Annotated in this window: 19 protein-coding genes; 12 read left to right on the top strand and 7 right to left on the bottom strand. The window is 67.6% G+C overall.

Annotation, left to right across the window (positions count from 1 at the left end; genetic code table 11):
• The first annotated feature begins 29 nt into the window (after window positions 1–29).
• The 3 genes from T8K17_RS00320 to T8K17_RS00310 all read left to right on the top strand — a co-directional run bounded on the left by T8K17_RS00320 (window position 30) and on the right by T8K17_RS00310 (window position 4501).
• Entirely contained in the window at window positions 30–1751 is a 1722-nt protein-coding gene (locus T8K17_RS00320) for a methyl-accepting chemotaxis protein (protein ID WP_322332540.1), read from the top strand.
• A 132-nt stretch (window positions 1752–1883) separates the two neighbouring features.
• Complete coding sequence (locus tag T8K17_RS00315) at window positions 1884–2921, top strand: ligase-associated DNA damage response exonuclease (protein ID WP_322332539.1); 1038 nt, start codon at window positions 1884–1886, stop codon at window positions 2919–2921.
• The gene (locus tag T8K17_RS00310; RefSeq protein ID WP_322332538.1) at window positions 2918–4501 is read left to right on the top strand and encodes a cisplatin damage response ATP-dependent DNA ligase; all 1584 of its coding nucleotides are present in this window, start codon (window positions 2918–2920) and stop codon (window positions 4499–4501) included. The genes T8K17_RS00315 and T8K17_RS00310 overlap by 4 nt, the downstream gene beginning before the upstream one ends.
• 6 nt (window positions 4502–4507) lie before the next feature.
• Here the strand turns inward: T8K17_RS00310 and T8K17_RS00305 are convergent, their stop codons facing one another.
• The 3 genes from T8K17_RS00305 to T8K17_RS00295 form a co-directional block, all read right to left on the bottom strand.
• Complete coding sequence (locus T8K17_RS00305) at window positions 4508–5551, bottom strand: pentapeptide repeat-containing protein (RefSeq protein WP_322332537.1); 1044 nt, start codon at window positions 5549–5551, stop codon at window positions 4508–4510.
• Window positions 5552–5659: 108 nt separating this feature from the next.
• On the bottom strand, window positions 5660–6535 hold the full coding sequence (locus T8K17_RS00300; RefSeq protein ID WP_322332536.1) for a dimethylarginine dimethylaminohydrolase family protein: 876 nt from the start codon (window positions 6533–6535) through the stop codon (window positions 5660–5662).
• 16 nt (window positions 6536–6551) lie between these two features.
• Complete coding sequence (locus tag T8K17_RS00295; RefSeq protein WP_322332535.1) at window positions 6552–8084, bottom strand: long-chain fatty acid--CoA ligase; 1533 nt, start codon at window positions 8082–8084, stop codon at window positions 6552–6554.
• A 155-nt stretch (window positions 8085–8239) separates the two neighbouring features.
• Between T8K17_RS00295 and T8K17_RS00290 the strand changes: the two genes are divergently transcribed.
• Window positions 8240–9337 (top strand): mandelate racemase/muconate lactonizing enzyme family protein, encoded by a 1098-nt coding sequence (locus T8K17_RS00290; RefSeq protein ID WP_322332534.1) that lies wholly within the window; start codon window positions 8240–8242, stop codon window positions 9335–9337.
• A 197-nt stretch (window positions 9338–9534) separates the two neighbouring features.
• Complete coding sequence (locus T8K17_RS00285) at window positions 9535–11223, top strand: sensor histidine kinase (RefSeq protein ID WP_322332533.1); 1689 nt, start codon at window positions 9535–9537, stop codon at window positions 11221–11223.
• Window positions 11224–11232: 9 nt separating this feature from the next.
• Here T8K17_RS00285 and T8K17_RS00280 read toward each other — a convergent pair whose 3' ends face one another.
• Window positions 11233–12942 (bottom strand): S8 family serine peptidase, encoded by a 1710-nt coding sequence (locus T8K17_RS00280; RefSeq protein WP_322332532.1) that lies wholly within the window; start codon window positions 12940–12942, stop codon window positions 11233–11235.
• A 399-nt stretch (window positions 12943–13341) separates the two neighbouring features.
• Between T8K17_RS00280 and T8K17_RS00275 the strand changes: the two genes are divergently transcribed.
• From T8K17_RS00275 to T8K17_RS00260, 4 genes are all read left to right on the top strand, one after another.
• Window positions 13342–14427 (top strand): FAD-dependent oxidoreductase, encoded by a 1086-nt coding sequence (locus T8K17_RS00275; RefSeq protein WP_322332531.1) that lies wholly within the window; start codon window positions 13342–13344, stop codon window positions 14425–14427.
• A gap of 130 nt (window positions 14428–14557) precedes the next feature.
• On the top strand, window positions 14558–15097 hold the full coding sequence (locus tag T8K17_RS00270; protein ID WP_322332530.1) for a PAS domain-containing protein: 540 nt from the start codon (window positions 14558–14560) through the stop codon (window positions 15095–15097).
• Window positions 15098–15215: 118 nt separating this feature from the next.
• Window positions 15216–16103, top strand: a complete 888-nt coding sequence (locus T8K17_RS00265; protein WP_322332529.1) for a TauD/TfdA family dioxygenase — start codon at window positions 15216–15218, stop codon at window positions 16101–16103.
• Window positions 16104–16209: 106 nt separating this feature from the next.
• Window positions 16210–16845, top strand: a complete 636-nt coding sequence (locus tag T8K17_RS00260; protein ID WP_322332528.1) for an NIPSNAP family protein — start codon at window positions 16210–16212, stop codon at window positions 16843–16845.
• A 199-nt stretch (window positions 16846–17044) separates the two neighbouring features.
• Here the strand turns inward: T8K17_RS00260 and T8K17_RS00255 are convergent, their stop codons facing one another.
• On the bottom strand, window positions 17045–17683 hold the full coding sequence (locus T8K17_RS00255) for a TRAP transporter small permease subunit (RefSeq protein WP_322332527.1): 639 nt from the start codon (window positions 17681–17683) through the stop codon (window positions 17045–17047).
• A 160-nt stretch (window positions 17684–17843) separates the two neighbouring features.
• Window positions 17844–19214 carry a TRAP transporter large permease gene (locus T8K17_RS00250; protein ID WP_322332526.1) on the bottom strand — a complete coding sequence of 457 codons (1371 nt, stop codon included), beginning with the start codon at window positions 19212–19214 and terminating at the stop codon, window positions 17844–17846.
• Between the two features lie 291 nt (window positions 19215–19505).
• Here T8K17_RS00250 and T8K17_RS00245 point away from each other — a divergent pair, with 291 nt between their 5' ends.
• Window positions 19506–20468, top strand: a complete 963-nt coding sequence (locus tag T8K17_RS00245) for a hypothetical protein (protein ID WP_322332525.1) — start codon at window positions 19506–19508, stop codon at window positions 20466–20468.
• A gap of 19 nt (window positions 20469–20487) precedes the next feature.
• Here the strand turns inward: T8K17_RS00245 and T8K17_RS00240 are convergent, their stop codons facing one another.
• On the bottom strand, window positions 20488–21387 hold the full coding sequence (locus T8K17_RS00240; protein WP_322332524.1) for a LysR family transcriptional regulator: 900 nt from the start codon (window positions 21385–21387) through the stop codon (window positions 20488–20490).
• Window positions 21388–21633: 246 nt separating this feature from the next.
• On the opposite strand from T8K17_RS00240, the gene atzF reads away from it, so the two are divergent.
• Window positions 21634–23466 carry an allophanate hydrolase gene (gene atzF / locus T8K17_RS00235; protein ID WP_322332523.1) on the top strand — a complete coding sequence of 611 codons (1833 nt, stop codon included), beginning with the start codon at window positions 21634–21636 and terminating at the stop codon, window positions 23464–23466.
• Between the two features lie 41 nt (window positions 23467–23507).
• Window positions 23508–25112: an ABC transporter substrate-binding protein gene (locus tag T8K17_RS00230; RefSeq protein WP_322332522.1), complete on the top strand. Its 1605-nt coding sequence runs from the start codon at window positions 23508–23510 to the stop codon at window positions 25110–25112.
• The last annotated feature ends 1 nt before the right edge of the window (window position 25113 follow it).

The raw sequence follows: 25113 nt of genomic DNA, 5'->3' as shown, positions 1-25113 counted from the left end.
TCGCCAAAAGAGCGACGATGGAGTGTTTCATGAGCTTTAATCTCATCGGCGGGATGCGATTGACAACAAAGGCTTGTCTGGTGACGGCCGGGCTGCTGGTGCTGCTGGCGCTTGCGTTGTCCTTCGCAGCGATCAGCGCCGTCGACGGGTCGATCAGCAAGGAAGCGATCAACCGACAGAATGCCAGCCTTCGGATCGCGGCGATGGAACTGGCCGCCCGGTATCCCGAAGTTCAGGTGACCATCGACCCGTCGGGAACGGTCAAGAAAATCGTCATTCCGGCGCTGCCCCAGTTCGACAGCCATGACCTCATCGACCGGATCGGCCAGATGACGGGAGAGACGGCGACCGTCTTCGCCTGGGATCCGGAAACCAAGGATTTCTGGCGCAAGACAACCAACATCATCAAGCCGGACGGCAATCGCGCGGTGGGCACGCCGCTCGGCCAGAACGGGGCGGTGTATCCGGTGGTGACCGGGGGCAAGACGTTCCTCGGCCAGGCGGTCATTCTCGGCGTGCCGTACTACACCGTCTATCAGCCGATCCTGTCCTCCGGCGGCGACATCATCGGCATCCTCTATGCCGGTGTGCAGAAGGAACGGATCGAGGCGGTGCTCTACAGCATCACCTGGTCCCTCGGCATCGCCATGGCGGTGGCCACCGTGATCGGCGTGATCCTGGCCCTCGTGGTGTTCCGGATGATGCTGCGGCCGATCCCGGCCCTGTCGGCGGTGATGCGCCGGCTGGCCTCGAACGAGGTCGACTTCGAGGTGCCCTATCGTGCCCGTGGCGACGAGATCGGCGAGATGGCGGCGGCCGTGGAAGTCTTCCGGGTCAACGCCAAGCAGAAAATCGAGCTGGAGGCCCGCGAGGCCGAAAACGAGCAGGGGGCCGAGGAGGAGAAGCGTCAGACCATGCGTCGGGTGGTCGACGATTTCGAGGCCGGGGTCGGCGAGCTCGTGCGGGCGGTGAACGCGAAGGCCGTCGCCATGCGTGGGACCGCCGAGTCGATGACCGCGTCGAGCCAGCAGGCGATCTCCGAGGCGGCCATGGTGGTGAACACTGCCGAACAGGCCTCCTCGAACGTTCAGACTGTCGCCGCCGCGGCCGAGGAGCTGCGCAGCTCCATCACCGAGATCAGCCAGCAGATGAGCTACCAGACCGAAGCGGCCGAACAGGCGGTCGGCGCGGCCGAGGTGAGCGACCGCGAGATCAAGGGACTGGCGTCCAAGGTCGAGGCGATCGGCGAGGTGGTGAACCTGATCACCAGCATCGCCGAGCAGACCAACCTGCTGGCGTTGAACGCGACGATCGAGGCGGCCCGCGCCGGCGATGCCGGCAAGGGCTTTGCGGTGGTGGCGTCTGAGGTGAAGAGCCTGGCGACCCAGACGGCCAAGGCGACCGACGAGATCGCCGCCCAGATCCGGGACGTGCAGGATCAGACCGGCAGTGCGGTGTCGGCGATCAACGACATCAACATCCGGATCGAGAAGATCCGCGAGATATCGTCCTCCGTCGCCTCGGCCATCGAGGAGCAGAATGCCGCCGCCTCGGAAATCGGTCGCAGCACCCAGGAGGCGGCAGACGGCACCCAGGCCGTGTCGCGGTCGATCAACAACGTGACCGAGGCGTCGGGCCTGGTCGGCTCCAGCGCCGGCGAGGTGCTGGAGGCGGCCGGTGAGCTGTCGTCCCAGGCGGACCAGCTCACCACCCAGGTGGTCGAGTTCGTCAACCGCGTCCGGGCGGCCTGACCGCGCTCCGTAAACGACCGACCGGCGGCCCGTGACCTCATGGGCCGCCGGCTCTCGCGCCATGTGACAGTGACGCGGCTGCGGTGAACGGCCGCCGTTGACCGGCGCCGGGGACGGCCTAACCTCTGGCCTATGGCCGCCAGCATCTCCGCCCCCCATCCCCAGACCTGGATCGAGATCCGCCCCCAAGGCATGTACTGCGTGCCGGGCGGCTTTTATGTGGATCCGGTGCGCCCGGTCGACCGCGCGGTGATCACCCACGGCCATTCCGACCATGCCCGGGCCGGTCACGGGGCCGTCGCCGCGACGCCGGAAACCCTGGCGATCATGACCGCCCGCTATGGGGCCGAACCGGAGCAGGACCGACAGGCCCTACGCTACGGCGAGGCCCTGACGATCGGCGAGGTCACCGTCAGCCTGCATCCGGCCGGCCATGTCCTCGGCAGCGCCCAGGCCTGCCTGGAATACAGGGGTGCCAGGATTGTCGTCTCCGGCGACTACAAGCGGCGCTCCGACCCGACCTGCGCGCCCTTCGAGCCGGTCCCCTGCGACGTGTTCGTGACCGAAGCGACCTTCGGCCTGCCGGTGTTCCGCCATCCCGACGACCGCGAGGAGATCGCCAAGCTGCTGGACAGCGTCGCCCTGTTCCCGGAGCGCTGCCACGTCATCGGCGCCTACGCGCTGGGCAAGGCGCAGCGGATGATCGCGCTGCTGCGCCAGGCCGGGTGGGAGCGGCCGATCTATATCCACGGCGCGCTGCAAAATCTCTGCGACCTGTACCGCGATCACGGCATCGACCTGGGCGAACTGCGCCCGGCGACGGCCGGGCAGAAGGGCGTGGCGCGCGACGAGTTCAAGGGCGAGATCGTACTCGCCCCGCCCTCGGCCATCGCCGACCGCTGGGGACGCCGGCTGCCGGACCCGGTCGTCTGCATGGCCTCGGGTTGGATGCGGGTGCGCCAGCGCGCCCGGCAACGCGGCGTGGAGCTGCCGCTGATCATCTCCGACCATGCGGACTGGGACGAGCTGCTGGAAACCTTCGACGATGTCGGCGCGCCGGAGATCTGGATCACCCATGGCCGCGAGGAGGCGCTGATGCACGCCGCCTCGGCGCGCGGGTACAAGGCGCGCGCCCTGGCCCTGGTCGGCTACGAGGAGGAGGGGCAATGAAACCCTTCGCCGAACTTCTCGACCGGCTGATCTATACCCCGTCGCGCAATGCCAAGCTGGCGCTGCTGGTGGCGTATTTCCGGGCCGCACCCGACCCGGACCGGGGCTGGGCGCTGGCGGCGCTGACCGGCGGGCTCGGCTTCAAAGGGGTGAAGGCGGGCGCGGTGCGTGAACTGGCCATGCGGCGGGTCGATCCGGTGCTGTTCGAATGGTCCTACGACTATGTCGGCGACCTGGCGGAAACGACGGCGCTGATCTGGCCGCAGCGCCCCACCAACCGGGACTGGCCGGCGCTGACCGAGGTGGTGGAACGGCTGCACGCCACCAAGCGGGCCGAGGCGGCGGACGTGGTGGAGGAATGGCTCGACCCGCTGGACGCGACCGGCCGCTGGGCGCTGCTGAAGCTGATCACCGGCGGGTTGCGGGTCGGCGTGTCGGCCCGGCTGGCCAAGGTGGCGGTGGCGGAATACGGCGGCGTCGATCCGGCGGAGATCGAGGAGCTGTGGCACGGGCTGGAGCCCCCCTACGAGGAGCTGTTCGCCTGGCTCGACGGCCGCGCCGCCCGTCCCGATCTGGAGGACCGGCCGATCTTCCGCCCGCCGATGCTGGCCCATCCCCTGGAGGAGGACGACGCAGAGGGGCTGGACCTGTCGGCGTTCCGGGCGGAGTGGAAATGGGACGGCATCCGGGTGCAGATCGCGGCGCGGGGCGGGGAGGTGCGGCTGTACTCGCGCACCGGCGACGATATTGGCGCGACCTTTCCCGACATCCTGGATCACGTGACCTTCCAGGGCGTGGTGGATGGCGAGCTTCTGGTGGTGTCCGGCGGCGAGGTGCGGCCGTTCAACGAGCTGCAGCAGCGCCTGAACCGCAAGACGGTCACCGCGCCGATGCTGAAGAAGTATCCGGCCTTCGTGCGGCTCTACGATATCCTGTTCGACGGCGACGAGGATCTTCGCGCGCTGCCCTTCGATGACCGGCGGCAGCGGCTGGAGGCGTTCTTCGCCCGCGAGGCGCCGCAGCGCATGGACGTGTCCGACCTGGTCGCCTTCACCGGGCTGGAGGATCTGGAGGAGAAGCGGGTCAGCGCCCGGGGTACCGCCACCGAAGGGCTGATGTTGAAGCGCGGCGACGCTCCCTATGTCGCCGGGCGGCCCAAGGGCCTCTGGTACAAGTGGAAGCGCGGGCCGCTGACCGTCGACGCGGTGTTGATGTACGCCCAGCGCGGCCACGGCAAGCGCTCGTCCTACTACTCCGACTACACCTTCGGCGCCTGGCGGGACGCACCGGACAGCGGGGCGGGCGAGCTGGTGCCGGTGGGCAAGGCCTATTTCGGCTTCACCGACGAGGAGCTAAAGCAGCTCGACAAATGGGTGCGCGGCCACACGGTCAAACGCTTCGGCCCGGTGCGCGAGGTGACCCACGGGCTGGTGCTGGAAGTGGCGTTCGACAGCGTCCACCGCTCGGCCCGGCACAAATCCGGCGTCGCCATGCGCTTCCCCCGGATCTCGCGCATCCGCTGGGACAAGCCGGCCGCCGAGGCGGACCGGCTGGACACGCTGGAACGGATGATCGAGTAGCCCCGCTCAGGGATAGACGTCGATCCGGGTCTTCAGCTTGGTGGTGCCGTTGCGCGAGCGCACGACCAGTTCTTTGGTCTGGGCGTCGCTGAGATCCACGCCCTCCAGCACCGCGCCGGTCAGGTCGGCGCCGCGCAGATCGGCTTCGGTCATGGTCGCGCCGGTCAGGTCGGCGCCGTGCAGATCGGCCCCGGCGAGGTAGGCGCCGGTCAGGTTGCAGTGGCGCAGGTCGGCGCCCGACAGGTCGGCGCAGGTCAGCTCGATATAGGCCAGGTTCTTCTTGACGAACTTGGCGCCCTTGAGGATCGCGCGGGCCCCCTCCTTGCCTTCGCTCATCACCCATTCGATATGGGCTGCGAGCTTGCGCTGGGTGGCCTCGTCGAGTTCCGACTGACCGAAGAAGCCCTTCGCCCCTTCCAGATCGGCGCCGTCCAGATTGGCGCCGGCCAGCTTGGTGTTGCGCAGATGCGCGCCTTTCAGCTTGGCGCCTCTCAGATCGGCACCGTTCAGGTTGGCGCCGGAGAGGTTGGCGTCCTCCAGGGCGGCGTCCTTGAGAACCGCACCTTCCAGGTTGCATTCGAACAGGTTGGCCCGGCGCATGTTGGCGCCGGCGAGCACCGTCTTGCGGAGTTCCGCGCGCTCCAGGTCCACATCGCTCAGGTCGGAGACGTCGGCACCGCCCGGCATGACCGAGGTCGCCGGGCCGAGATCGGCGCCGCTGAGATCGACCTTCTTCATGTTGGAGCCCTTCATCCGCACGCCGCGCAGGTCGGCGTTGCGCATGTTGGAACCCTCGAAGGTGCACACGCTCATGTCGCAGAGCTCGAAATTGGACTCCTGGAAATTCACCCGCCAGAACGAGCAGTTGATGAAGATCCCGCCGGGGAAGGCGGAATTGTGGAGGTCCAGGTCGGTCGCCTGAACGCCGGTCAGGGTCGCGTCGAGCAGGTTGATGCGGTCGCCCGTCTTGGGGTTCTGGAGATAGCGTTCGTGCTTCTCCACCAAGTCGGTGAAAGCGGCACGATCGATCCTGCGGTTCTTAGATACCATCGCCGGGTGACGGTCCTGTCCAATGCCTGGTCTGTGCCGGTCCGGGCGGGTTCCCCCGAGCCCGATCCCGCCGGGCGGATGCGCGGCGGGACGGCGATATGATGCGGGTCAGCCCGCCTTGACGGGCTCTCTCCTGAGCGGCTGGGACAGACACCTGGGTCCGCCACCGGCGAGCGTGAACATCGTTAGCGCCGGATCGTATACTTTGATGCCGAGGCTGCGCAATTGTGCGTTGGCCGTTTCGGCTTCCGCCGAGGAGATCACCCGGTCGTTGCCGAGCGACAGGCAGTTGCCGGCCAGCCGCATGGCGTCGGCATAAGTCGTCGGAACGGCCTTGATCCCGAGCTCGGCCAGCCAGTTGACGATTTCCGGCTCGACCACGTCGGTGCAGACCAGCGCCAGGGACTCGTTCACCATGGAAATGAGCAGGTCCAGGTGCAGGAAATGCTCGGCGATCGGGATGATCCGGCACTCCCAGCCTTCGGCCTCGAACCAGGCCTTGGCCTGCTCCGCCCCTTCCTTGGTGGTGCGGTTGCCGGACATGCCGATGGCGGCCACACCCGGGCGCAGCAGGTGGACGTCGCCGCCCTCCAGCGCTCCGGCGGTGACCCAGTTCCAGATCGGAATGCCGGTGTTCTGGTGGAAGCGCACGGTCGGCGCGACCTCGCCGCGGCGCTGCTCGCGCTGCATCTGGCCGATCAGGATGCCCCAGGGGGTCATGATCGCCGGGTCGCGGGTATAGACGTGATAGCGCAGGGCCGGATCCGGCTCGACCATGTGCACGCGCACGCCGGCATCCTCGAACGCGGCGACGAAGGCGGCGTGCTGGTCGGTGGCGAGCTTGGCGTCGAAGGTGATGCCCTTGCGCAGGGTCTCCTTGGCGACGGCATTGGCGCCGAACCAGCCGAAATGCTCGGGCGAGCGAAGGGCCACGTCGCGCAGCACGCCGTAATCGCTGTCGCAGCCCCAGGGCGTATTGTCCATGCAGGGATCCGTTCGGTTAGTCGGCCGCGGGTGCGGCCAGTTTGCGGAGTTCGGTTTTCAGGATTTTGCCGTAGTTGTTTTTCGGCAGGTCGTCCACCAGCAGATAGTCCTTCGGTCGCTTGAACCGGGCGATGTTGTCGAGGCAGAGCGCATCCAGCTCGGTCGGGGTGACGGTCTGGCCCGGATGCGGGCGCACGAAGGCGACGACCTCCTCGCCCCAGTCCGGATGCTGGCGGCCGATCACCGCGCATTCCAGCACGGCCGGATGGCGCAGCAGCACCTCTTCCACCTCGCGCGGGTAGATGTTGGTGCCACCCGAGATGATCACGTCCTTGGACCGGTCCTTCAGGGTCAGGAAACCCTCCTCGTCGAAGCTGCCGACATCGCCGGTCCACAGCCAGCCGTCGCGCAGGGACGACGCGGTGGCCTCGGGATTGTTCCAGTACCCGACCATGACCACGTCGCCGCGGCAGATCACCTCGCCCGGTTCGCCGACCGGCACGTCCTTGCCGTCCTCGTTGACCACGCGGACCTCCACGTCGGTACGCGGGAAGCCGGTGGAGCCGATCCGGGCCTCGTAGCGCGGGTGGCCGGTGTCGGTGAAGATGTGCTTGGGCAGGCCGGTGATGGTCATCGGCGCCTCGCCCTGGCCGTAGATCTGCACCAGCTTCGGGCCAAGCAGGGAGAGCGCCCGCTTCACGTCCTCCAGATACATCGGCGCGCCGCCATAGATGATGGTCTTCAGGTTCGACAGGTCGGCCTGCTCGATGTTCGGCGTGTTGATCAGCCGCGTGACCATGGTCGGCGCGAAGAAGAAGGAGACGCCGGGCCAGCGCTCGATCAGCGCCAGGGTCTCGGCCACGTCGAAGCCGCCGGATTTCGGCACCACCGTATTGGCGCCGTGGGCCACGTGCGGCAGGCCGTAGAGACCGGAGCCGTGGCTCATCGGGGCGGAGTGGATGATGCTGTCGGTCGGCAGGATGGTGTCCACATCGCCGTAGTAGTTCATCACCGCCGACATCAGATTGCGGTGGGTCAGCATCGCGCCCTTGGGCCGGCCGGTGGTGCCGGAGGTGTAGAACAGCCAGGCGAGGTCGGTCGGCTTGGTGTCGGCGAGTGCTGCCGGCCTGCCGGCGCCCAGCGACGCGTAGTCTGTGCTGTCGGTGGAGATCAGGTGCTCCAGCGCCGGCGTCTCGCCGCGGATGCCGGCGAGGTCTGCCGCCAGCTCCGGCGTGGCGAGACAGGCGCGGCTGCCGGAATTCTCCAGGATGAAGGCGTGTTCCTTGGGGTGCAGCTTGGCGTTGACCGGCACCGCCGCCAGCCCGGCATGCCAGATCGCGTAGAGGGATTCCCAGCATTCCGGGCTGTTCTTCATGACCAGAGCCACCCGGTCGCCGTCCTGCAGCCCGAGCGCGCGCAGCCCGCCCGCCCGGCGCGCCACCCGATCGGCGAAGCCCGCATATTCGCACAGCGTCTCGGTGCCCAATGACAGGGCCGGACGGCCGGCGAAGCTCCGCGCCACCTGGGCCAGCACGGTTGCCTGGTTCATCCCTCTTCCTCCTCGATGTCCTGTCTCTGGCTTGCCGCCCGCGTTGGCCGCGGGTCGCTGGGCGACGGTACCAGCGTGCTACGAGCGGGGGTAGAGCCCGTCCGTCGGCCCGCCTATCCTGACGGCAAAACAACGCCAACAGGGGAGGACGGACAATGTCCGCCAAGAATCGCCGGATCGCCGATATCCGGGTGCATAAGCTGCGCGCGCCGTGGATCGACCCGCCGCGCTGGTCGCCGAGCTACGACAGGCTGCGCGAGCTGATCGTCGTGGAAGTGGAGACCGCGGGCGGGGTGGTCGGCATGGGCTACCTGCAGATCCTCAATGGCGGGCTGGAGACCATCGCCACCTGCATCGAGGAACTGGTCAAACCGCATGCCCTCGGCCGTGACGTCACCGAGGTCGAGACCCTGTGGGAGGAGCTGTGGCGGTCCAACTACTGGATCGGCCGCATGGGCATCACGGTCATGGCGCAGTCGGCCCTGGATATCGCCCTGTGGGACGCCACGGCGAAGCTGGCCGGCCTGCCGATGTTCCGGCTGTGGGGCGGGTCGGCCAAGCGGCTGGAGGCCTATGGCAGCGGCTGCTGGCGCGGGCTCGGCGGCGACGGCATGGTCGACAAGGCGAAGCGCTATGTCGGCCGCGGCTTCAAGGCGATCAAGATGCAGGCCGGCCATCTCTATGACGACCGCACCGACGTCGCCCATGTGGCCGCCATGCGGACTGCACTGGGCGAAGGGGTGGAGATCTGCATCGACGTGAACATGGGCTGGACCGCCGACCAGGCGATCGCCGTCGGCAGGCGGTTCCAGGACCATGGCGTCTACTGGCTGGAGGAGCCGGTGGATTGCGAGGACACCGCCGGCTATTTCCGTATCGCCGACGCGCTGGACCTGCGCGTGGTCGGCGGGGAGACCCACTTCACCCGCTACGACCTGCGGCCGTTCTTCGCCCATCCCAAAATCCCGATCCTGCAGCCCGACGTGATGCGCGGCGGTTTCACCGAGCTGCGGCGGATCGCGGCGATGGCCCAGACCTCAGGCATGCGGATCGCGCCGCATCTGTTCCCGGAACTGATGGTCCACCTGATGGCGGCGATTCCGAATCCGCACTGGATCGAATACGTCGATTGGATGGAGGACGCCTGGGTCGAGCCGATCCTGCCGGACCGGGGTGTCTATACCCCGCCGGAACGGCCCGGGCACGGGCTCTCATTTAAAACGGACTTCCTGAGCGAGCATAAGCTTTCCTGAGGCTGATCGGCCGACCGGGGTGGCGGGGGCGGGCGCTCCGCATCCCGTCCGGATCCATGCCGCAAGAAGGACTTGCGGCTGCCCGAAAACGACTCATGCGCCAAGGATGTGGGGAAACTCACAAACGTCGCGACCCTTTGCCGGCTCTCATCGCGATGGTAGCGTCGAGCCGTGGGGCGAGGATGGAAGAGCCAACGGTGACAGGCAAATACGCGGACCAGGCGGTTCCGGGACAGCGTGGTGGCGTATCCGCCTGGCAGCTCTATCTGCCCGTCGCCGCCCTGGTTCTGTTCGCCGTGGCGCTCGCCGGCGGGGCGCTGTGGCTGGCGGTGGTGGAGATCGACCGGACGGCGGCGCGGTCCTCGGGGCGTCTCGCCCAGACGGCGATCGAGGACGTGACCGGCGATCTGGGACTTCTCGCCAAGGATTACGCCTATTGGGATGTCACCATCGAGAACGTGCTGGTCGACCTGGACAGGCGGTGGGCGGAGAACGATCTGGGCAGCTACCTGGCCGACACCTTCGGGGTGACCGGCTCCATCGTCATCGATGAGAACGACGATGTGGTGTTCTTCTGGAACCATCCGACCCGCCCCGCCTTCGACGCCGAGGCGGTGGACCGGGTGGTGCGGGACCTGGGCTATGTGATCGCCCGGTCCAGGGCGTCGCCGATGGACAATCCCGAAGGGCTTCCCTGTCTGGTGCTGACCGAGATGGGCGTGTCCGTCGCGGGGGTTGCCGCCATCACCCCGGAACGGCCGTCCCCGGCGCAGATGGAGCCGCACCCGCGACCGGTGCTGATCGTGCTCCGTCCGCTGGACGATATCTGGCTGAAAAGCTCCGCCGAGCGGTTCGCCCTGCCCAATCTCCGGATCGCCTTCGACCCCGAGACGGTCTCGGACGAGGCGGTGCGCCTGGTTCGGTCGGACGGCTCGGACCTCGCCTTTCTCGACTGGGACAGCCCGGATGCCGGCCTCAACGCCCTGCGGGACCTGGCCGTGCCGGCGATCGTCCTGCTGGTCCTGGCGATGGCGGCGGGGGCGGTGGTGATAAGCCGGGCGATCCAGGCGCAACAGGCGTTGTTGTCGCACGCCCTGGATCTTGCGGAGGCCAACTCGGACCTCGTCAGCCGCGATCAGCAGGTCCGCTCCGCCCTGCAGCGTGCCGAACATGCGACGCGGGCGAAGAGCGCGTTCCTCGCGCGGATCAGCCACGAGATCCGCACCCCGCTCACCGCGATCATCGGTTTCTCCCAGATCCTGAAGCTTCAGCACCGGCCGAACCAGGAGAAGACCCGGGAGCAGGAATATGCCGAGATCATCCACGAGAGCAGCCAGCACCTTCTGGCCCTGGTGAACGACCTCCTGGATCTGTCGAAGATCGAGAGCGGAGGATTCGAGATCAACGAGAGCTGGGTCGATATCGCCCGCGAGATCGCCTCGACCAAGACCGTGCTCGGCGTCGAGGCCGACCGCAAGGGTGTGAGGCTGCAGATCGACCTCCCGGATCAGGTCCCCGCCCTGTATGCGGACGCGAAGGCGATCCGCCAGATCCTGACCAACCTCGTCTCCAATGCGCTGAAGTTCACGCCGCCCGGCGGGCTGGTGGAGATCCGCCTCGAACGGGGCGACGATGAGACCATGACCCTGTCGGTGGCCGATACCGGCGCCGGGATCGACGCCCAGGACCAGAAGACGATCTGGGAACCCTTCACCCGGGCGCGGAACCCGGCTCTCGCCCAGGCCGAGGGGACCGGGCTCGGCCTTTACCTGGTGAAGATGCTGGCGGAACTGCATGGCGCGGAAGTCGGCCTGCGCAGTGCGCCGGGCGACGGGACGGTGGTCAGCGTGGTGTTCGGCGGAGAGCGGCTGCGCGACCTCGGGTGAGGCGGCGCCTCAGAGCAGACCGAACGGATCGGTGGCGAGACCACCGTCCGAAAGCAGGGCGATCCGAAGGTCCTCGAAGCTGGCGGGCTCCCGATCGGTCGCATCGATGCCGGCGGCGAGATCGTCCATGGCCGACGCGGTGAGCGCGGCGACGCTCAGCGAATAGCTGCCCGTGTGCCCCAGATGGCCGTCCACTTCCAAATAATAGGTCCCCGAGGTCGGCGCGGTGAAGGCGAGCTGCGCATCGCTTCCGCTGCCGCTGTCGAAGTCGTAGGCGATATAGTGACCGGCCTCGTCGTAGACGTAGATGTCGGCGTCGACCAGCGATCCGCCGCCCCCGGGCGCGCCGGAGACATGGACCATCACCGTCTGTCCGTCGGCGAGGTCGGCGGCGTACCAGTCCCGGTCCCCGTCGCTCTGGATCTCCCCCGAGGCCGATTGGCCCACCGCGATCCGGCCGGCGCCGTCCGACGTTCGCGCGAAGTCCGTTCCACCCTCCGCGACGACGGCGATCGGCTCGGGGGCGGCTCCCGCGCTGGCCAGCCCGGAATGGCCGGGGGACCGTCCCTCGGCCGCTCCGTTCGCGATCCAATGCTCCGTCGCCCGGTCGCGGTCGCCGTTCACGACCGCCGCGATGTCGGGATTGGCAGCCATGTACGCGTCGGCGTCGAAGGAGACGGTCCGCCCCTCCGCCCGGCCGGAATCGAGATAATGGGTAACGGCCGCGTGCCGATCGGTCCCGAACGCGGCCCGCAGGTCGCTGTAGCTCGCCAGATACTCCAGCCCGTCGAACTCGGAGAACCGCCCCTCCCATACCCCGGAATGGATGAAGTGGCTGCGGGCGGCGGCGGTGTCGCGGCCGAAGACGGCCTCCAGATCGGAATAGGAAGCGATGTATTCCAGCCAGGAAACGCTCGGGTCGACATGGGTCGACAGGACGTAGTTCACCGCTCCCTGGTGGTCGAGCAGGTAGTAGGAGGTCCTGGAGTCCGCCGTATCGAGGCCGGAGCGCGGTGCATGCCCGCCCTGCTGGAGGCCGTCCACGACTTCGCTGAAGGTCAGTCGGGTCCCGGTCGAGGCTTCGACCAGGGCCTGCATCGTCGCCACGGTGGCGGTCACCTGAGGGGCGGAGTAGCTGGTTCCGTAATCCCCCTGGTTGGGAAAGTTCTCGCCATCGGCCAGGACATGCACGCCGCCGCTGTAATTCTGGGAGAACCAGCTCGGATTGCCCTGACCGTCATGGCTGCCGACCGACAGCACGTTGCCGAAGCGCGCCGGGTAGTGCGGGTACTCAAGATAGGTCCGCGTCCCGCTGTTTCCCGCCGATGCGACGCAGTAGATCCGCTGGTCATGGAGGATGGCGATCTGGGAGCGGAAGTAGCTGGTCCACGAGGAGGTGACCCCGCCGAAGCTCATGTTGATGGCGCCGATGTTCCACCCGTCGCTCGCCAGGCGGTTCACATCGTTCAGGGCGTCGCGGATCGCAAAGCTGGAGATCCGGCTGCCGCTGTCGTTGGAGATCTGCAGGTCGAGCCGGTCCAGATAGCTGTTCGTCTGCTCGGCCGCCTGCGCCACCTTGGAGCCGTGGGAGGTAAGCCTGCCCCCGTCCGTATCGGTGTCCCTGCCGTAATAGTCGCGCGCGAAGACGCTGGCGCCGTAGGCGGCTTCCGTTTCATTGGTCACGCCGCTGTCGACGATCCCCACCGACCAACTACCCATAGTCCCATCCCCCGTGGACGTAGAGTTGTGCAAGGTCTCGGGGGGACGGTGTTCCGCAGTCCGAACGCACACACATAATAAGCGCGCGTCCGTTCTCCCTAGTGCCTGCGGGCCCCTGGTCTCACGCCAGATCGCACCCCGTATCTCTTCCCTCTCACACTATAGGTGAGGAGGTAAGGTGAGTCGAAAGCTTGACGTGTGATAAGGATCACAAAAAACCACCGTGGCATCGCCACTCGTCCCTTGGTTTCAGCCCAGTCGACGCCTTGGATTGATCAAGGTTCTGTATTCGATCGGACCCCTGGGGATCCCGTCGCCTTCCCGTGGCCGACTTTTCCGCGTCAAACGGGTATGATGGCGTCGATGTCCCGACTGTCGTCGCGAACGAGGGAGAGCAGGGTGGCGAAACCGAGAGTGCTGATCGTCGGCGCCGGGCCGGTCGGTCTCGCCGCGGCGGATAGACTGCTCCGCAACGGCGCCGAGGTCCGCATCGTGGATCGAAACGGCGCTCGGACGATCCTGAGCAAAGCTCTGGCGATCAATGTGCGGACCCTGGAACACCTGGAAGCGTCGGGCCTGTCCGACCGGCTGATCGAGGCCGGCCAGCGGATCCACCGGATGCGGTTCTTCGGCGACGGCATCCCGCTTGCCACCATCGACCTCTCACGGCTGCCGCATCGCTACAATTACCTCGTCTGCCTGCCGCAATCGGAGACCGAGCGCATTCTCGAGGAGGACCTGAACGCCCTTGGCGGCCGGGTCGAGAGGGAGACCGAGTTGACCGGCTTCCAACAGGAGGGAGAGCGGGTGGCCGCGACACTCTCGGGACCCGGCGGCTGGGAGGAAACGGCGACGGTCGACTACCTCGTCGGGGCCGACGGCGCCCACAGCGTGGTGCGCAAGGGGCTCGGGGTCGGCTTCCCCGGGTCGCGGCACGACCTGACCTGGAACCTGGCCGATGTGGAGCTCGACGGACCCTATGGCGACGACGAGGCGACGATGCATCTTCAGCCGGAGCACGCCATGCTCATCCTGCCGCTGGGGCGCCGCCGGTTCCGGATCGTCACCACCGTACCGGACGCGCTGAACCGTCTGCCGGTGGGGCGAGTCGTCGGCGCGCCGAGCTGGACGACGGATTTCACCACCAGCCACCGCATCGTCGACAGCTACGGCTCGGGCCGGGTCTTCCTGGCGGGAGATGCCGCGCATATCCATTCGCCGGCGGGCGGGCGCGGGATGAATCTCGGCATCGAGGATGCGACGGTCCTGGCCAATCGGATCGTCGGCGGCGGGTTGGAGACCTATTCCCGCGACCGCCGCAAAGTGGGCCTGTCGGTGATCGGCCAGACCGAGCGGATGCTCGCCATGGTCACTCTGCGCAGCCCCCTGGCCCGGGCCCTGCGCGATCTGGCCCTGCGCACGCTGCTCCCGCTGGAGCCGGTCCAGGCCCGTCTGCGACCTCGGCTGATGGGCGTCGCGGACTGAACCCTCCGCCTGGCAAGAGCGGCTCGGGGCCGGTCGAAGTAACGTCGTATTAACGACCCGTCCCTATGCTCGGCCTGTCCCCTCGATCGACCGGATCGAAACGACCTCAAGGCCGGGAGTCCGAATGAGAGTGGAAATACGACAGGGCAGGACGGAGTACGTCGACGATCCGGTGACGGATGACGTGGTCTCGCGCTCCGACCATCCGATGGTCGACGCCTTTGCCGAGCTCTGGCGCGCCAAATGCGGCGGCGCGGGCGCGCCAGATCGCGCCGACTTCGCGCTCGAGGAGCTCGCTCCCTGGTTCGGTCACGTCATCATCATGGACATGCTCGAGGGCGGCGCCGATTTCCGCTACCGGCTGGTCGGCACGGCCGTCACCCAGTTCCTCGACCGCGACTACACCGGCCGCACGGTGCTGGGGAGCAACTACAGCGGCGCCCGGGAACAGGTGCTCGATACGTTTCGCCGTCCCGTGCTCGAAGGCCGGCCGGTTTTCCGCAGCGGGCACGTGATCTGGGCGCGGGACCGGTCCTGGCGGCGCTATCAGAGCGTCCACTGTCCGATCACCGCCGGCGGCACGGATGTCGCGATGACCATCGGCGTCCTGTATTTCGGCCGCGATCCGGTGCCGGATCCGCGGGCTTCCGGGCGGCCCCCGAGGGGCTGAGCCGCAGCGTCCCGCCCGGCGGCGCGACTGGGCATCTTGCGGCGTCTGCCGTGTTGGCCCAGGCTTGCTTCAACCAATGACGGTGTCCCGACGAGGCCACCGCGAGGGAGGAGCGACCATGACGGCATTCACCATCACGCCCGTGCATGAGGAATTCGGCGCCCGGCTTACCGGCGCCGACCTGAAACAGCCGCTGAGCGAGGCGCTGATCTACGAGATCCGCGATGCCATCGACGGCTATTCGTTCCTGGTGTTTCCGGGCCAGAACCTGCAGGACGACGAGCAGCTCGCCCTGACCCGCGCGCTGGGCGAGCCGGAGGCCAATCACGTGACCCTGGGCACGACCGGCCAGGTGGAGCACTTCCACACCATCGGCAATGTGATGGAGGACGGCACCAAATACGGCAATGCCCACCAGCGCACCGTCTTCCAGACAGGTAACAACCTGTGGCATTCGGATTCCTCCTTCCGCGCAGTACCGACCTTCGTGTCGATCATGTCGGCGCATGAGGTGCCCGAGCAGGGCGGCGAGACCGAGTTCATCAGCGGCCGCGCCGCCTACAGCCGCCTGCCGAACGAGGAGCAGGCCCGGCTCGATCCGCTGATCTGCATCCACGACTACGTCTATTCCCGCTCCAAGGTGGCGCCGGTATCGGAGTCCCACGCCGCCTCGCTGCCGCCGGTGCGCCAGCGGCTGGTCCGCGCCAATCCGTCGACCGGCGCGCGCAACATCTATATCGGCTCCCATGCCAAGGAGATCGAAGGCTGGAGCCACGACGAGAGCCGGGTTCTGCTCGATGCGCTGCTGGCGGAGGCGACCCGGCCGCAATCGATTTACCGCCACCGCTGGCAGGCCGGCGACCTGGTGATCTGGGACAACCGCTGCCTTCTGCACCGCGGCGTCGGCTACGACGCCGACGCCTATCGCCGCCGCATGCGCCAGACCCGGGTGCATGGCCTCTGCAACACGCTGGAGGAGGCGGTGCCGCCGCTCGCCGCGGAATAGGCACGGTGCCGAATTGGACGGTACCGCCCGTCCGCCCCCGATCCGATGATGACAATCTGAACAAGCGCCGGCTCCAAGGTCCGGCGGCATGAGGAGGGAGACCCGAATGATCTACGAATTGCGCACCTACACCACGCCGGCCGGCAAGGCACCGGTGCTGGCCAAGCTGTCCGGCGAGGTCGGCCGGCCGATCCGCGGCAACGAGTACGGCAAGCTGGAAGGCTACTGGCTGACCGAGATCGGCGCGCTGAACCAGGTGCACCACCTGTGGTCCTATAACGACCTCAACCACCGGGCCGAGCGGCGCGCGGCGCTGGGCGAGAATGCCGACTGGAAGAACAAGTACCTGACCCAGGCCGGCCCGCTGATCCTGCGCCAGGACATCCGCCTGCTGAACCCGATGAAGCCGCTGTCCCCGCCGGAGGGCGAGGGTCACATCTACGAATACCGCTACTACCGCTGCAAGGTCGGCAAGGCGAAGCCCTGGATGCAGAAGTTCCTCGAGATCCAGCCGGTGCGCGAGAAGTACTCCAAGAACGTCGGCATCTTCACCACTGAGGCCGGCCAGCCGAACGAGGTCTCCCATCTCTGGGTCTATGACAGCTTCGAGCACCGGATGGAGGCCCGCAACGCCTGCGGCCAGGACCCGGAATGGCAGGAGTTCGTGAAGAATGGGCCGGAGATGCTGGACGAGATGAACTCGATCCTCCTCTTCCCCTCGGCCCATTCGCCGATGAAGTGAGGCTGCCTAACCGCTGATAGCTCGGACACCCCTGGACTTGTTCCCTGGGGTGTTCCGCTTCCGGTTGCTCCCCCTCCCACTCCCCGGATTTATTCCGGGGCCCACCCTTCCGAGTCTCAGGCGTAGGGGCCCGCGCACAGCCCGTTGGTTGGCCCCGGAATAAATCCGGGGAGTGTACATAAGGAAGAATGTTCTGCGTTCAATTGAACGCCGAAAAGTCCCGCGCGGAGATCGCCTCGGTCCTTGTGTCCGGGGCCAGCTCCGGCGGGCCGAACAGGCGGACGGCGAGGCGGATCAGCACCGAGGCGCCGGCCATCAGCAGCAGCACCGGCCCGAAAAACATGAAGAACTTGATCACCCAGCGCTCGCCGATGCCGTTGGTCTCGCCCGCCGTCTCGTCATGCACCCAGGCGATCCAGAAGAAGTCGAAACAGTCGGCGGCGAAGATCGCCATGAACGGCATGAGCAGGAACAGCCCGCCCAGGAACTCCACCCAGAGCCGCCCCCGCTCGCCGAGCCGGCCGCGCAGCATGTCGAGCCGCACATGGGCGTTGCAGGCGCAGGCATAGCCCAGGGCGCAAAGCATGATGATGGCGTGCAGGTGCCACTCGGCGTCCTGCATCGCCGGCGAGTTCAGGTAGAAATGCAGGTCGCTCTCCATCACGAAGTCGAGCTTGCGCAGGTAGCGGCGGGTCAGCGCGTCGAACAGGATGATGGCGATTAGCGGCAGGAACAGCCACGACACCGCCTCGCCGACCCGGACCACCGGGCGCTCCAGCGCATCGGCGATCCGAAGAAGGGAACGCCAGGGGGATTGGCCGTCCGTGCGGGCAGTCATCGGGGGTGCCTCCGTCTGCATCTAACCATTCCCTCCCCCGACTTCCTGGACGCGCAGAGCGCGATCCAGGACCCTATGATCGGCGCCGGAACACGGTCCTGGATCGCGCTCTGCGCGTCCAGGAAGTCGATGAGAGTTAGGTCGCTCACAGTCCCCTCCCTCAATCGATGAACAGCCAGTGGGGCAGGGCGGTCACCAGTTCCGGCTCGGCCATGACGATGGCGACGCAGAGCATCTGCAGGATCACGAAGGGCACGATCCCCACATAGATCTGCCGCATGGTGATCGACGCCGGCGCCACGCCCTTGATGTAGAACAGCGACAGGCCCATCGGCGGGGTCAGGAACGAGGTCTGCAGGGTGATCGCCACCAGCACCGCGAACCAGTAGAGCACGTCGCCCTGGGCGATGTGCGGGCCGAAATCCAGTGGGGCGACGATCGGACCGAAGATCGGGATGGCGATCAGCATGATCTCCAGCACGTCGAAGAAGAACCCCATCAGGAAGATCAGCGCGATCACCATGATCAGGATGCCCCAGGCGTCCAGATCGGCGGCGTCGATCAGCAACAGGACGATCTCGTCGCCGCCCAGAATGCGGAAGACGAAGGCGAAGCTGGTGGCGCCGATGAACAGCACGAAGATCATGCCGACCGTCATGGCCGAGCGGTGCAGGCTCTCGCGCAGCCTGCCGCCGCGGAGATTGCCGCGCAGCCAGGCCAGCAGCAGCGCGCCGCCGGCCCCGACCGCCGCGGACTCGGTGATGGTGGCGAGGCCCGACAGCACCGAGCCCATGACCAGGAAGATCAGGATCGCCGGCGGCACGATCCCGCGCGCCAGCACGCCCCAGAACTCCCGAGGGTCGCGGTCCTTCGGCGGTGGCGGCAGGCGCGGGGCGGCGCCCTTCACCAGGAAGGCGTAGCCGGCGATGTAGAGCAGGTAGAGGCCCGACAGCAGCAGCCCCGGCCAGATCACCGCGGCGAACAGATAGCCGAAGGAGATCTGCATCATCTCGCTGAGGAAGACGATCAGGATGCTCGGCGGGATCAGGATGCCGAGGGTGGACGACGCGGCGATGGTCCCCAGCGCCAGGGAAGGCCGGTACCCGGCCTTCAGCATGGTGGGCAGGGCGATCAGGGTCAGCATGATCACCGAGGCCCCGACCACGCCGGTGATGGCGGCGAAGATCACCCCCATCAGGGTCACCGCCAGGGCCATGCCGCCGGGGACCGGCCGCAGCAGCATCTGCAGCGCCTCCAGCAGGTCCTGGGCGATGCGCGAGCGCTCCAGCATCACGCCCATGAAGACGAAGAGCGGCACCGCGATGATCTGCAGGTTTTCCGCGATGCTCCAGACCCGGGGCACGAAGACGAAGAACTCCGGAAAGGAGAACACGTCGAGCGCCATACCGATGAAGCCGTACAGGATTGCCGTGCCGCCCAGCGCGAACCCGATCGGGTAGCTGGTGAACACGAGGCCCATCAATGTCAGGAACATGAAGAGCGGCAGCAGATCGATGATCAGATCGGTCAAGCGGGCTCCCCGGACGAACAAGCGCGTCCTGGATTAGGCCCGCTCCCGCCGGATCCCGCAACCGGTCCCGGTGGGGCCGGGCGGCTTGGGGATCCGACTCCTTTCCGATGGGGCTGCGGTTCAATCTACCCGTGCGGTGGGGTGCCGGCCGGACGCGGCGCGGGCGGGCCCGGCGGGTGAGAAAGCCCGGCACTTCCGGGGAACGTGCGGCCGGACAATGCGTTCTACCCCTAAGACGAGCGCGACGATGGGGCGTGGACGCGGTCGGCAATCGTTGGAGAAGACACCGTCATGCGCACCCAGAAGAGCCACCGGCTCTTTTCAGACAAACTGTTGATGGCCACCGAAGCGCTCGGCTGCCGGACCCTGGCCGAACTGGTCGGTCGGGTCCGCACGATGGATGCGTCCACCCCCATCACGCTGGACCGCGCCTACAAGTGGGCCCAGGGCCGGGCCACGCCGCGCGACGGGAAGGCGTATCACGATTTGGCGCAACTCCTCGACCTCGGGGAGGACGGTGCGTTCGTGCGGTCCTGTTCGCTGGAGCACTTCAAGGAAAGGCTGAGCCGACGGTACCCGCGGTGGCGGGCCGACGACGGCGCGGGGAGGCTCTCGTCCGTCGCCCGGCCCGACCCCGCCGTCGCCGCCTGGCCGACGCTGACGACCGAACGCTATGCCACCTATTCCCTGTCCTGGGCGGCCGGGCGCGGCGGACAGGTGGTGCGGGGATCGTCCCGGATCGCCACCGCTCCCGGATTCACCCGTCCGCGCATCGACTACGTCGAGGACACGGCCGAGGGGCGGCTGACCTTCGCCGGCGACCTGCGGATCTCGCGCAATCTCCTGATGGTGAACTTCGACGCGGCGGAGGCCGATGTGCTTCTGTCCATGGTCCTGCTGGTGTCGTCGACCCCGTCGCCGGCCTTCGGCGGTCTGGTGATCGGGCAGTCGATCCAGCCCGGCGAGGCGCGTCCGGTCTGCGGCCGGCTGCTGATGGTGGCGATGGACGACACCGTCACCGATCCCGAGCGCAGGAACGGCTATCACGAGGTCGGCAGCGGTTCGCTGGCCGACGACCTGGCCGGAATCGGCTACGGAGAGGCCGACTGCGACGCCGTGGCGCGCAGCATCGTCGGCTATCTGAAGTCGCCCTCCCGGAGCGACGGCCATCTGTCGATCGCGCCCCAGGCGATAGACGAAATCGCCCTGCCGCTCGCACTCTCGGTCGCCCGCCCGACGACCCGCATTTTCTGACCTCGGACGGCGCCGGCGGTCACTCGTACTGCTCGACCAGATCCTTGGTCAGCTGATCGGCGAAGCGGGCGGCGGCCACCGGCAGGGTGCGGCCGCGCAACTGGCCGACATAGATCAGGCCGGTCGGCACGTCGCGCTCGTCGATCGGGACGGTGACCATGCCCGGCGGCAGACTGTCCTGCGCCAAGCCGATGGGGATCTGGAACGACACGATCCCCTCCGTGATCACCTGGTAGCGCAGGAATTCGAAACTGTCCGACTCGATGGCCGGCGTTAGCCGGATCGGCGAGTCCACCAGCGCGATTTCCAGCAGATGGCGCACGCCGTATCCCTGGGTCGGCAGGGCGATCGGATATTCCAGGCATTCCCGCAGTCGCAGGCTTTCCCGGCGGGCGAGCGGATGGTCGCGCGACAGCATGGCGTGAACCTGCTGGCGCACGGTGAGGATCGTCTGGAATTCGGCCAGCCGGATCGGTTCGAAGACCAGGGCGAGATCGGCAGTGTGATCCACCAGCGCCTGCTCGGCGGCGGCGCGGTCGCGTCGGAAAACGCCGAACGTCACGCCGGGATGCTCGGCCCGGTAGCGGGCGATCTGCCCCGGCAGATAGACGAGCACCGCCTGGCTGCAGGCGATCGAGACGTGACCCCGGCGTTCTCCGGACAGATCGGCGATCTGCGAGCGGACCCGCGCCATGTCGGAGATCTGATGGCGGATGTGCTGGATCAGCAGCTCGCCGGCGGCGTTCAGGCGCACGCCCCGGGGCAGCCGCTCGAAGATGGGGACCCCGAGATCCTCCTCGATGGCCAGCAACCGGCGGTTCAGCGCGGTCGAGGTGATCGAGAGGCTGTCGGCCGCCTTGCGGATCGACCCGGCCCGCGCCACCGCGTCGATATAAAGCAACGTGGTCAGGTGGCGCATCGACATCTCCGCAAGGGTCCCCGAGACCGCTGCATTTCTTGCAGCGCCTCGGTGCAATCATAGCAGAAGACATCAGCACTCACACTCCGCACGATCCCTCTATCGCAGGTGCGAGATCGGTGTGGTGGCCCCGGCGCCCGCGGAATTGTCGGGAATGACAAGCCAAACCGGCGGCTTGGGCGGATGCCTCTTCGCATCCGCGACATGCCGGACAAGCAATCAGAACACAGAAGAACGGAGACCCGAGTGGGACCGATCGATACCCTGCAGGATCTGCCATTCGACATCGCCTCGCTCCACGCGGCCTATGAGTCCGGCGCGAAGCCGGGCGAGATCGTGGCCGAGTGCTACCGGCGGATCGCGGCGGCGGGCGATCCCGGCATCTTCATCACTCTGATCGACCCCGAGAAGGCTCAGCTTGAGGCCGCCCGGCTCGGCCCGTTCGACCGGAGCGCCAAACCGCTCTGGGGCGTGCCCTTCGCCATCAAGGACAATATCGACGCCGGCGGCGAGACGACCACGGCCGGTTGCCCCGCCTACGCCTATGAGGCCGAGGTGGACGCCTTCACGGTGGCGAAGCTGCGGGCGGCCGGGGCGATCCTGGTCGGCAAGACCAACCTCGACCAGTTCGCCACCGGCCTGGTCGGCGTGCGCTCGCCCTATCCGGTGCCGAAGAACGCGCTCGACCCTGAGATCGTTCCGGGCGGCTCCAGTTCCGGCTCTGCCGTCGCCGTGGCCCGCGGGCTGGTCAGCTTCGCGCTCGGCACCGACACGGCTGGTTCGGGCCGGGTGCCGGCGGCGCTGAACAACATCGTCGGGCTGAAGCCGACCGTCGGCTCGCTCTCCGCCAGCGGGCTGGTGCCGGCGTGCCGGACCGTCGACACCATTTCCGTCTTTGCGCTGACGGTGGAGGACGCCTATCGCGCCTTCCAGTCCGCCGCCGGCCACGATCCGGCCGATGCCTTCTCGAAAGCCGTGGCAACTCCGGATCTGGGCACCCTGCCGCCGAAGCTGACGATCGGCATTCCCGATGCCGGCTCGCTGACCTTCTTCGGCGACGGCGTGCAGGCCGCCTCCTACGCCGCCGCCCTGGAGGCCGTGCGGGCAGCGGGCGGAGAGACCGTCGAGCTCGACTTCACCCCATTCTACCAGGTCGCCGAGATGCTCTATGGCGGCGTCTGGGTCGCCGAACGACACGCGGTGGTCGGCCCGCTCATGGACAAGGACCCCGAGGCGGTCCATCCGGTGATCCGCCAGATCGTCGGGGCCGCCACAAGGTTCTCCGCCACCGACACCTTCAACAGTCTCTATCGGATGGAGGCTCTGCGCCGGACCTGCGAGGCGGCGATGGCCGGCATCGACATGCTCTGTGTGCCGACGATCCCGACCTTCTTCACCGTCGCCGATCTGGAGGCCGACCCGATCGGCCCGAACTCCACGCTCGGCACCTACACCAACTTCGTGAACCTGCTCGGCCTCTGCGGCATCGCCGTGCCGACCGGGGTCCGCAGCGACGGCCGGCCGGCCAGCGTCACCCTGCTGGCCCGCGCCGGCCGGGACGGCCTGAGCGCTGCCCTGGCCTCGCGGCTGCATCGGGGGGCGGGCGTGACGCTGGGCGCCACCGGGTGGCCGCTGCCCCAGGTGGCCGAGCCCACACCGACGCCGGGCGCCGACGAGATCGTCGTCGCCGCCGTCGGCGCGCACATGTCCGGCCTGCCGCTGAACGGCGAACTGACCCGGCTCGGCGGCCGCTTCCTCGCCGCCGCTTCGACCGCGCCCGGTTACCGGCTCTATCGGCTCGCCGGCGGCCCGCCGTTCCGGCCGGGCCTGGTGCGCGACGCCACCGGCAGCGCCATCGCCCTGGAGCTCTGGGCCCTGCCGCTCGACCGCTTCGGCGCCTTTATGGCCGGCATCCCGGCACCGCTCGGCATCGGCACCGTGACGCTGGCCGACGGCCGCACTGTCAACGGCTTTATCTGCGAGGTGGCCGGGCTGCAGGGGGCCACCGACATCACCGAATTCGGCGGCTGGCGGGCCTATCTCGCCGCCGCCGCAGGCCGGCAGGGAGCCGTTCCCTGACCGGCACCACGATCCGCACGACCGAACAGGAGGAGAGACACATGCGCAGGCGCGATTTTCTGAAGGGTGCGGCCGTTCTCGGCGCCGGCTCCCTGCCTTTCATCCGCTCGCTGCCCGCTGCGGCGGCGCCGAATGGTGTGATCGTCGTGGCCATGGGCCAGACCATCAACAGCCTCGACATCCATCGCTCCGGCACCAACCGGCCGAGCTATCAGGTGGCGGTGAACGCCTATGACCGGCTGGTCAGCTTCGGCACCAAGACCTTGGCCGACGGCAGCCTGTCCTACGACTACTCCCAGATCGTGCCGGAGATCGCCGAGAGCTGGGAGACCGCCGAGGACGGCAGCGCCATCATCTTCAAGCTGCGCAAGGACGGGAAATTCTGGGACGGATCGCCGATCACGGCGGAGGACGTGAAGTGGTCGTTCGACCGCGCCGTCACCCTGGGCGGCTTCCCGACCGTCCAGATGAAGGCCGGGTCGCTCGAGAAGCCGGAGCAGTTCGAGGCGGTGGACGAGTTCACCTTCAAGATCCACACGATCCGCCCCTCCAAGCTGACCATCCCCGACCTGGCGGTGCCGGTGGCGATCGTCATCAACTCCAAGGTCGCCAAAGCGAACGCCACCACCGACGACCCCTGGGCCACCGAATATCTGCACAAGACCCCGGCCGGATCGGGCGCGTTCAAGGTGGCGCGCTGGGAGCCGGGCCAGCAGCTCGTCTACGAGCGCAACGACGCCTGGACCTCGGGTCCGGTGCCGGAGGTGAAGCGGGTGATCGTGCGCGAGGTGCCGAGCCAGGCGACCCGCCGGGCCCTGTTCGAGCGCGGCGACATCCAGGTCTCCTTCGATATCCCGAACAAGGACGCCAAGGAGCTGTCCGCCACCGACGGGCTGACGATCCACTCGACGCCGATCGAGAACGCGATCTACTGCCTGTGCCCGAACCTCGCCTTCGAGCCCTTCAAGGACAAGAAGGTGCGCCAGGCCATCGCCTGGTCGGTGCCGTATGCCGATATCTTCCAGACCGCCGCCTATGAGCGCGGCGTGCCGATGTGGGGCGGGTCCTCGACCACGCCTTCCGACATCGCCTGGCCGCAGCCCTTCCCCTACACCACCGACCTGGACAAGGCGAAGGCCCTGCTGGAGGAGGCCGGCTACAAGGACGGGTTCGAGGTGCCGCTGTCGATCGCCCTCGACCAGTCGGACTGGATGGAGCCGACCGCCCTGCTGGTGCAGGAGAACCTGGCGAAGATCGGCATCAAGGCGACCATCGAGAAGATCCCCGGTGCCAACTGGCGCACCGCCTCGCTGGTGGAGAAGCGGCTGCCGCTGCATCTGGAGACCTTCGGCGGCTGGCTGAACTACCCCTGTTACTACTTCTTCTGGGCCTATCTGGAAGGGCACCTCTTCAACTCCTCGAACTACCGCAACGAGGAGATCGAGACCCTCACCAACGAGACCCTGCACATCCCCGACGATCACCCGGACTACGCGCCGAAGATCAAGCGCATGATCGAGATCGTCTGGGACGAGGTGCCGCGTATCGCCCTGTTCCAGCCGGCCCTCAACGTCGGTACCCGCGACATGTCGGGCTACGAGTACTGGTTCCACCGCCAGCTCGACGCCCGCGGCTTCAAGGCGTAAC

This window comes from Thalassobaculum sp. OXR-137 (genome assembly GCF_034377285.1).
Classification (GTDB): Bacteria; Pseudomonadota; Alphaproteobacteria; order Thalassobaculales; family Thalassobaculaceae; genus Thalassobaculum.
This window is presented reverse-complemented; position numbering and strand designations above follow the sequence as displayed.

Coding starts and splice junctions, on each gene's coding strand:
- T8K17_RS00310 (WP_322332538.1), top strand. CDS start 2,918: ATGAAACCCTTCGCCGAACTTCTCGACCGGCTGATCTATACCCCGTCG.
- T8K17_RS00260 (WP_322332528.1), top strand. CDS start 16,210: ATGATCTACGAATTGCGCACCTACACCACGCCGGCCGGCAAGGCACCG.
- T8K17_RS00265 (WP_322332529.1), top strand. CDS start 15,216: ATGACGGCATTCACCATCACGCCCGTGCATGAGGAATTCGGCGCCCGG.
- T8K17_RS00245 (WP_322332525.1), top strand. CDS start 19,506: ATGCGCACCCAGAAGAGCCACCGGCTCTTTTCAGACAAACTGTTGATG.
- T8K17_RS00230 (WP_322332522.1), top strand. CDS start 23,508: ATGCGCAGGCGCGATTTTCTGAAGGGTGCGGCCGTTCTCGGCGCCGGC.
- T8K17_RS00255 (WP_322332527.1), bottom strand. CDS start 17,683: ATGACTGCCCGCACGGACGGCCAATCCCCCTGGCGTTCCCTTCTTCGG.
- T8K17_RS00300 (WP_322332536.1), bottom strand. CDS start 6,535: ATGGACAATACGCCCTGGGGCTGCGACAGCGATTACGGCGTGCTGCGC.
- T8K17_RS00290 (WP_322332534.1), top strand. CDS start 8,240: ATGTCCGCCAAGAATCGCCGGATCGCCGATATCCGGGTGCATAAGCTG.
- T8K17_RS00305 (WP_322332537.1), bottom strand. CDS start 5,551: ATGGTATCTAAGAACCGCAGGATCGATCGTGCCGCTTTCACCGACTTG.
- T8K17_RS00240 (WP_322332524.1), bottom strand. CDS start 21,387: ATGCGCCACCTGACCACGTTGCTTTATATCGACGCGGTGGCGCGGGCC.
- T8K17_RS00320 (WP_322332540.1), top strand. CDS start 30: ATGAGCTTTAATCTCATCGGCGGGATGCGATTGACAACAAAGGCTTGT.
- T8K17_RS00315 (WP_322332539.1), top strand. CDS start 1,884: ATGGCCGCCAGCATCTCCGCCCCCCATCCCCAGACCTGGATCGAGATC.
- T8K17_RS00280 (WP_322332532.1), bottom strand. CDS start 12,942: ATGGGTAGTTGGTCGGTGGGGATCGTCGACAGCGGCGTGACCAATGAA.
- T8K17_RS00295 (WP_322332535.1), bottom strand. CDS start 8,084: ATGAACCAGGCAACCGTGCTGGCCCAGGTGGCGCGGAGCTTCGCCGGC.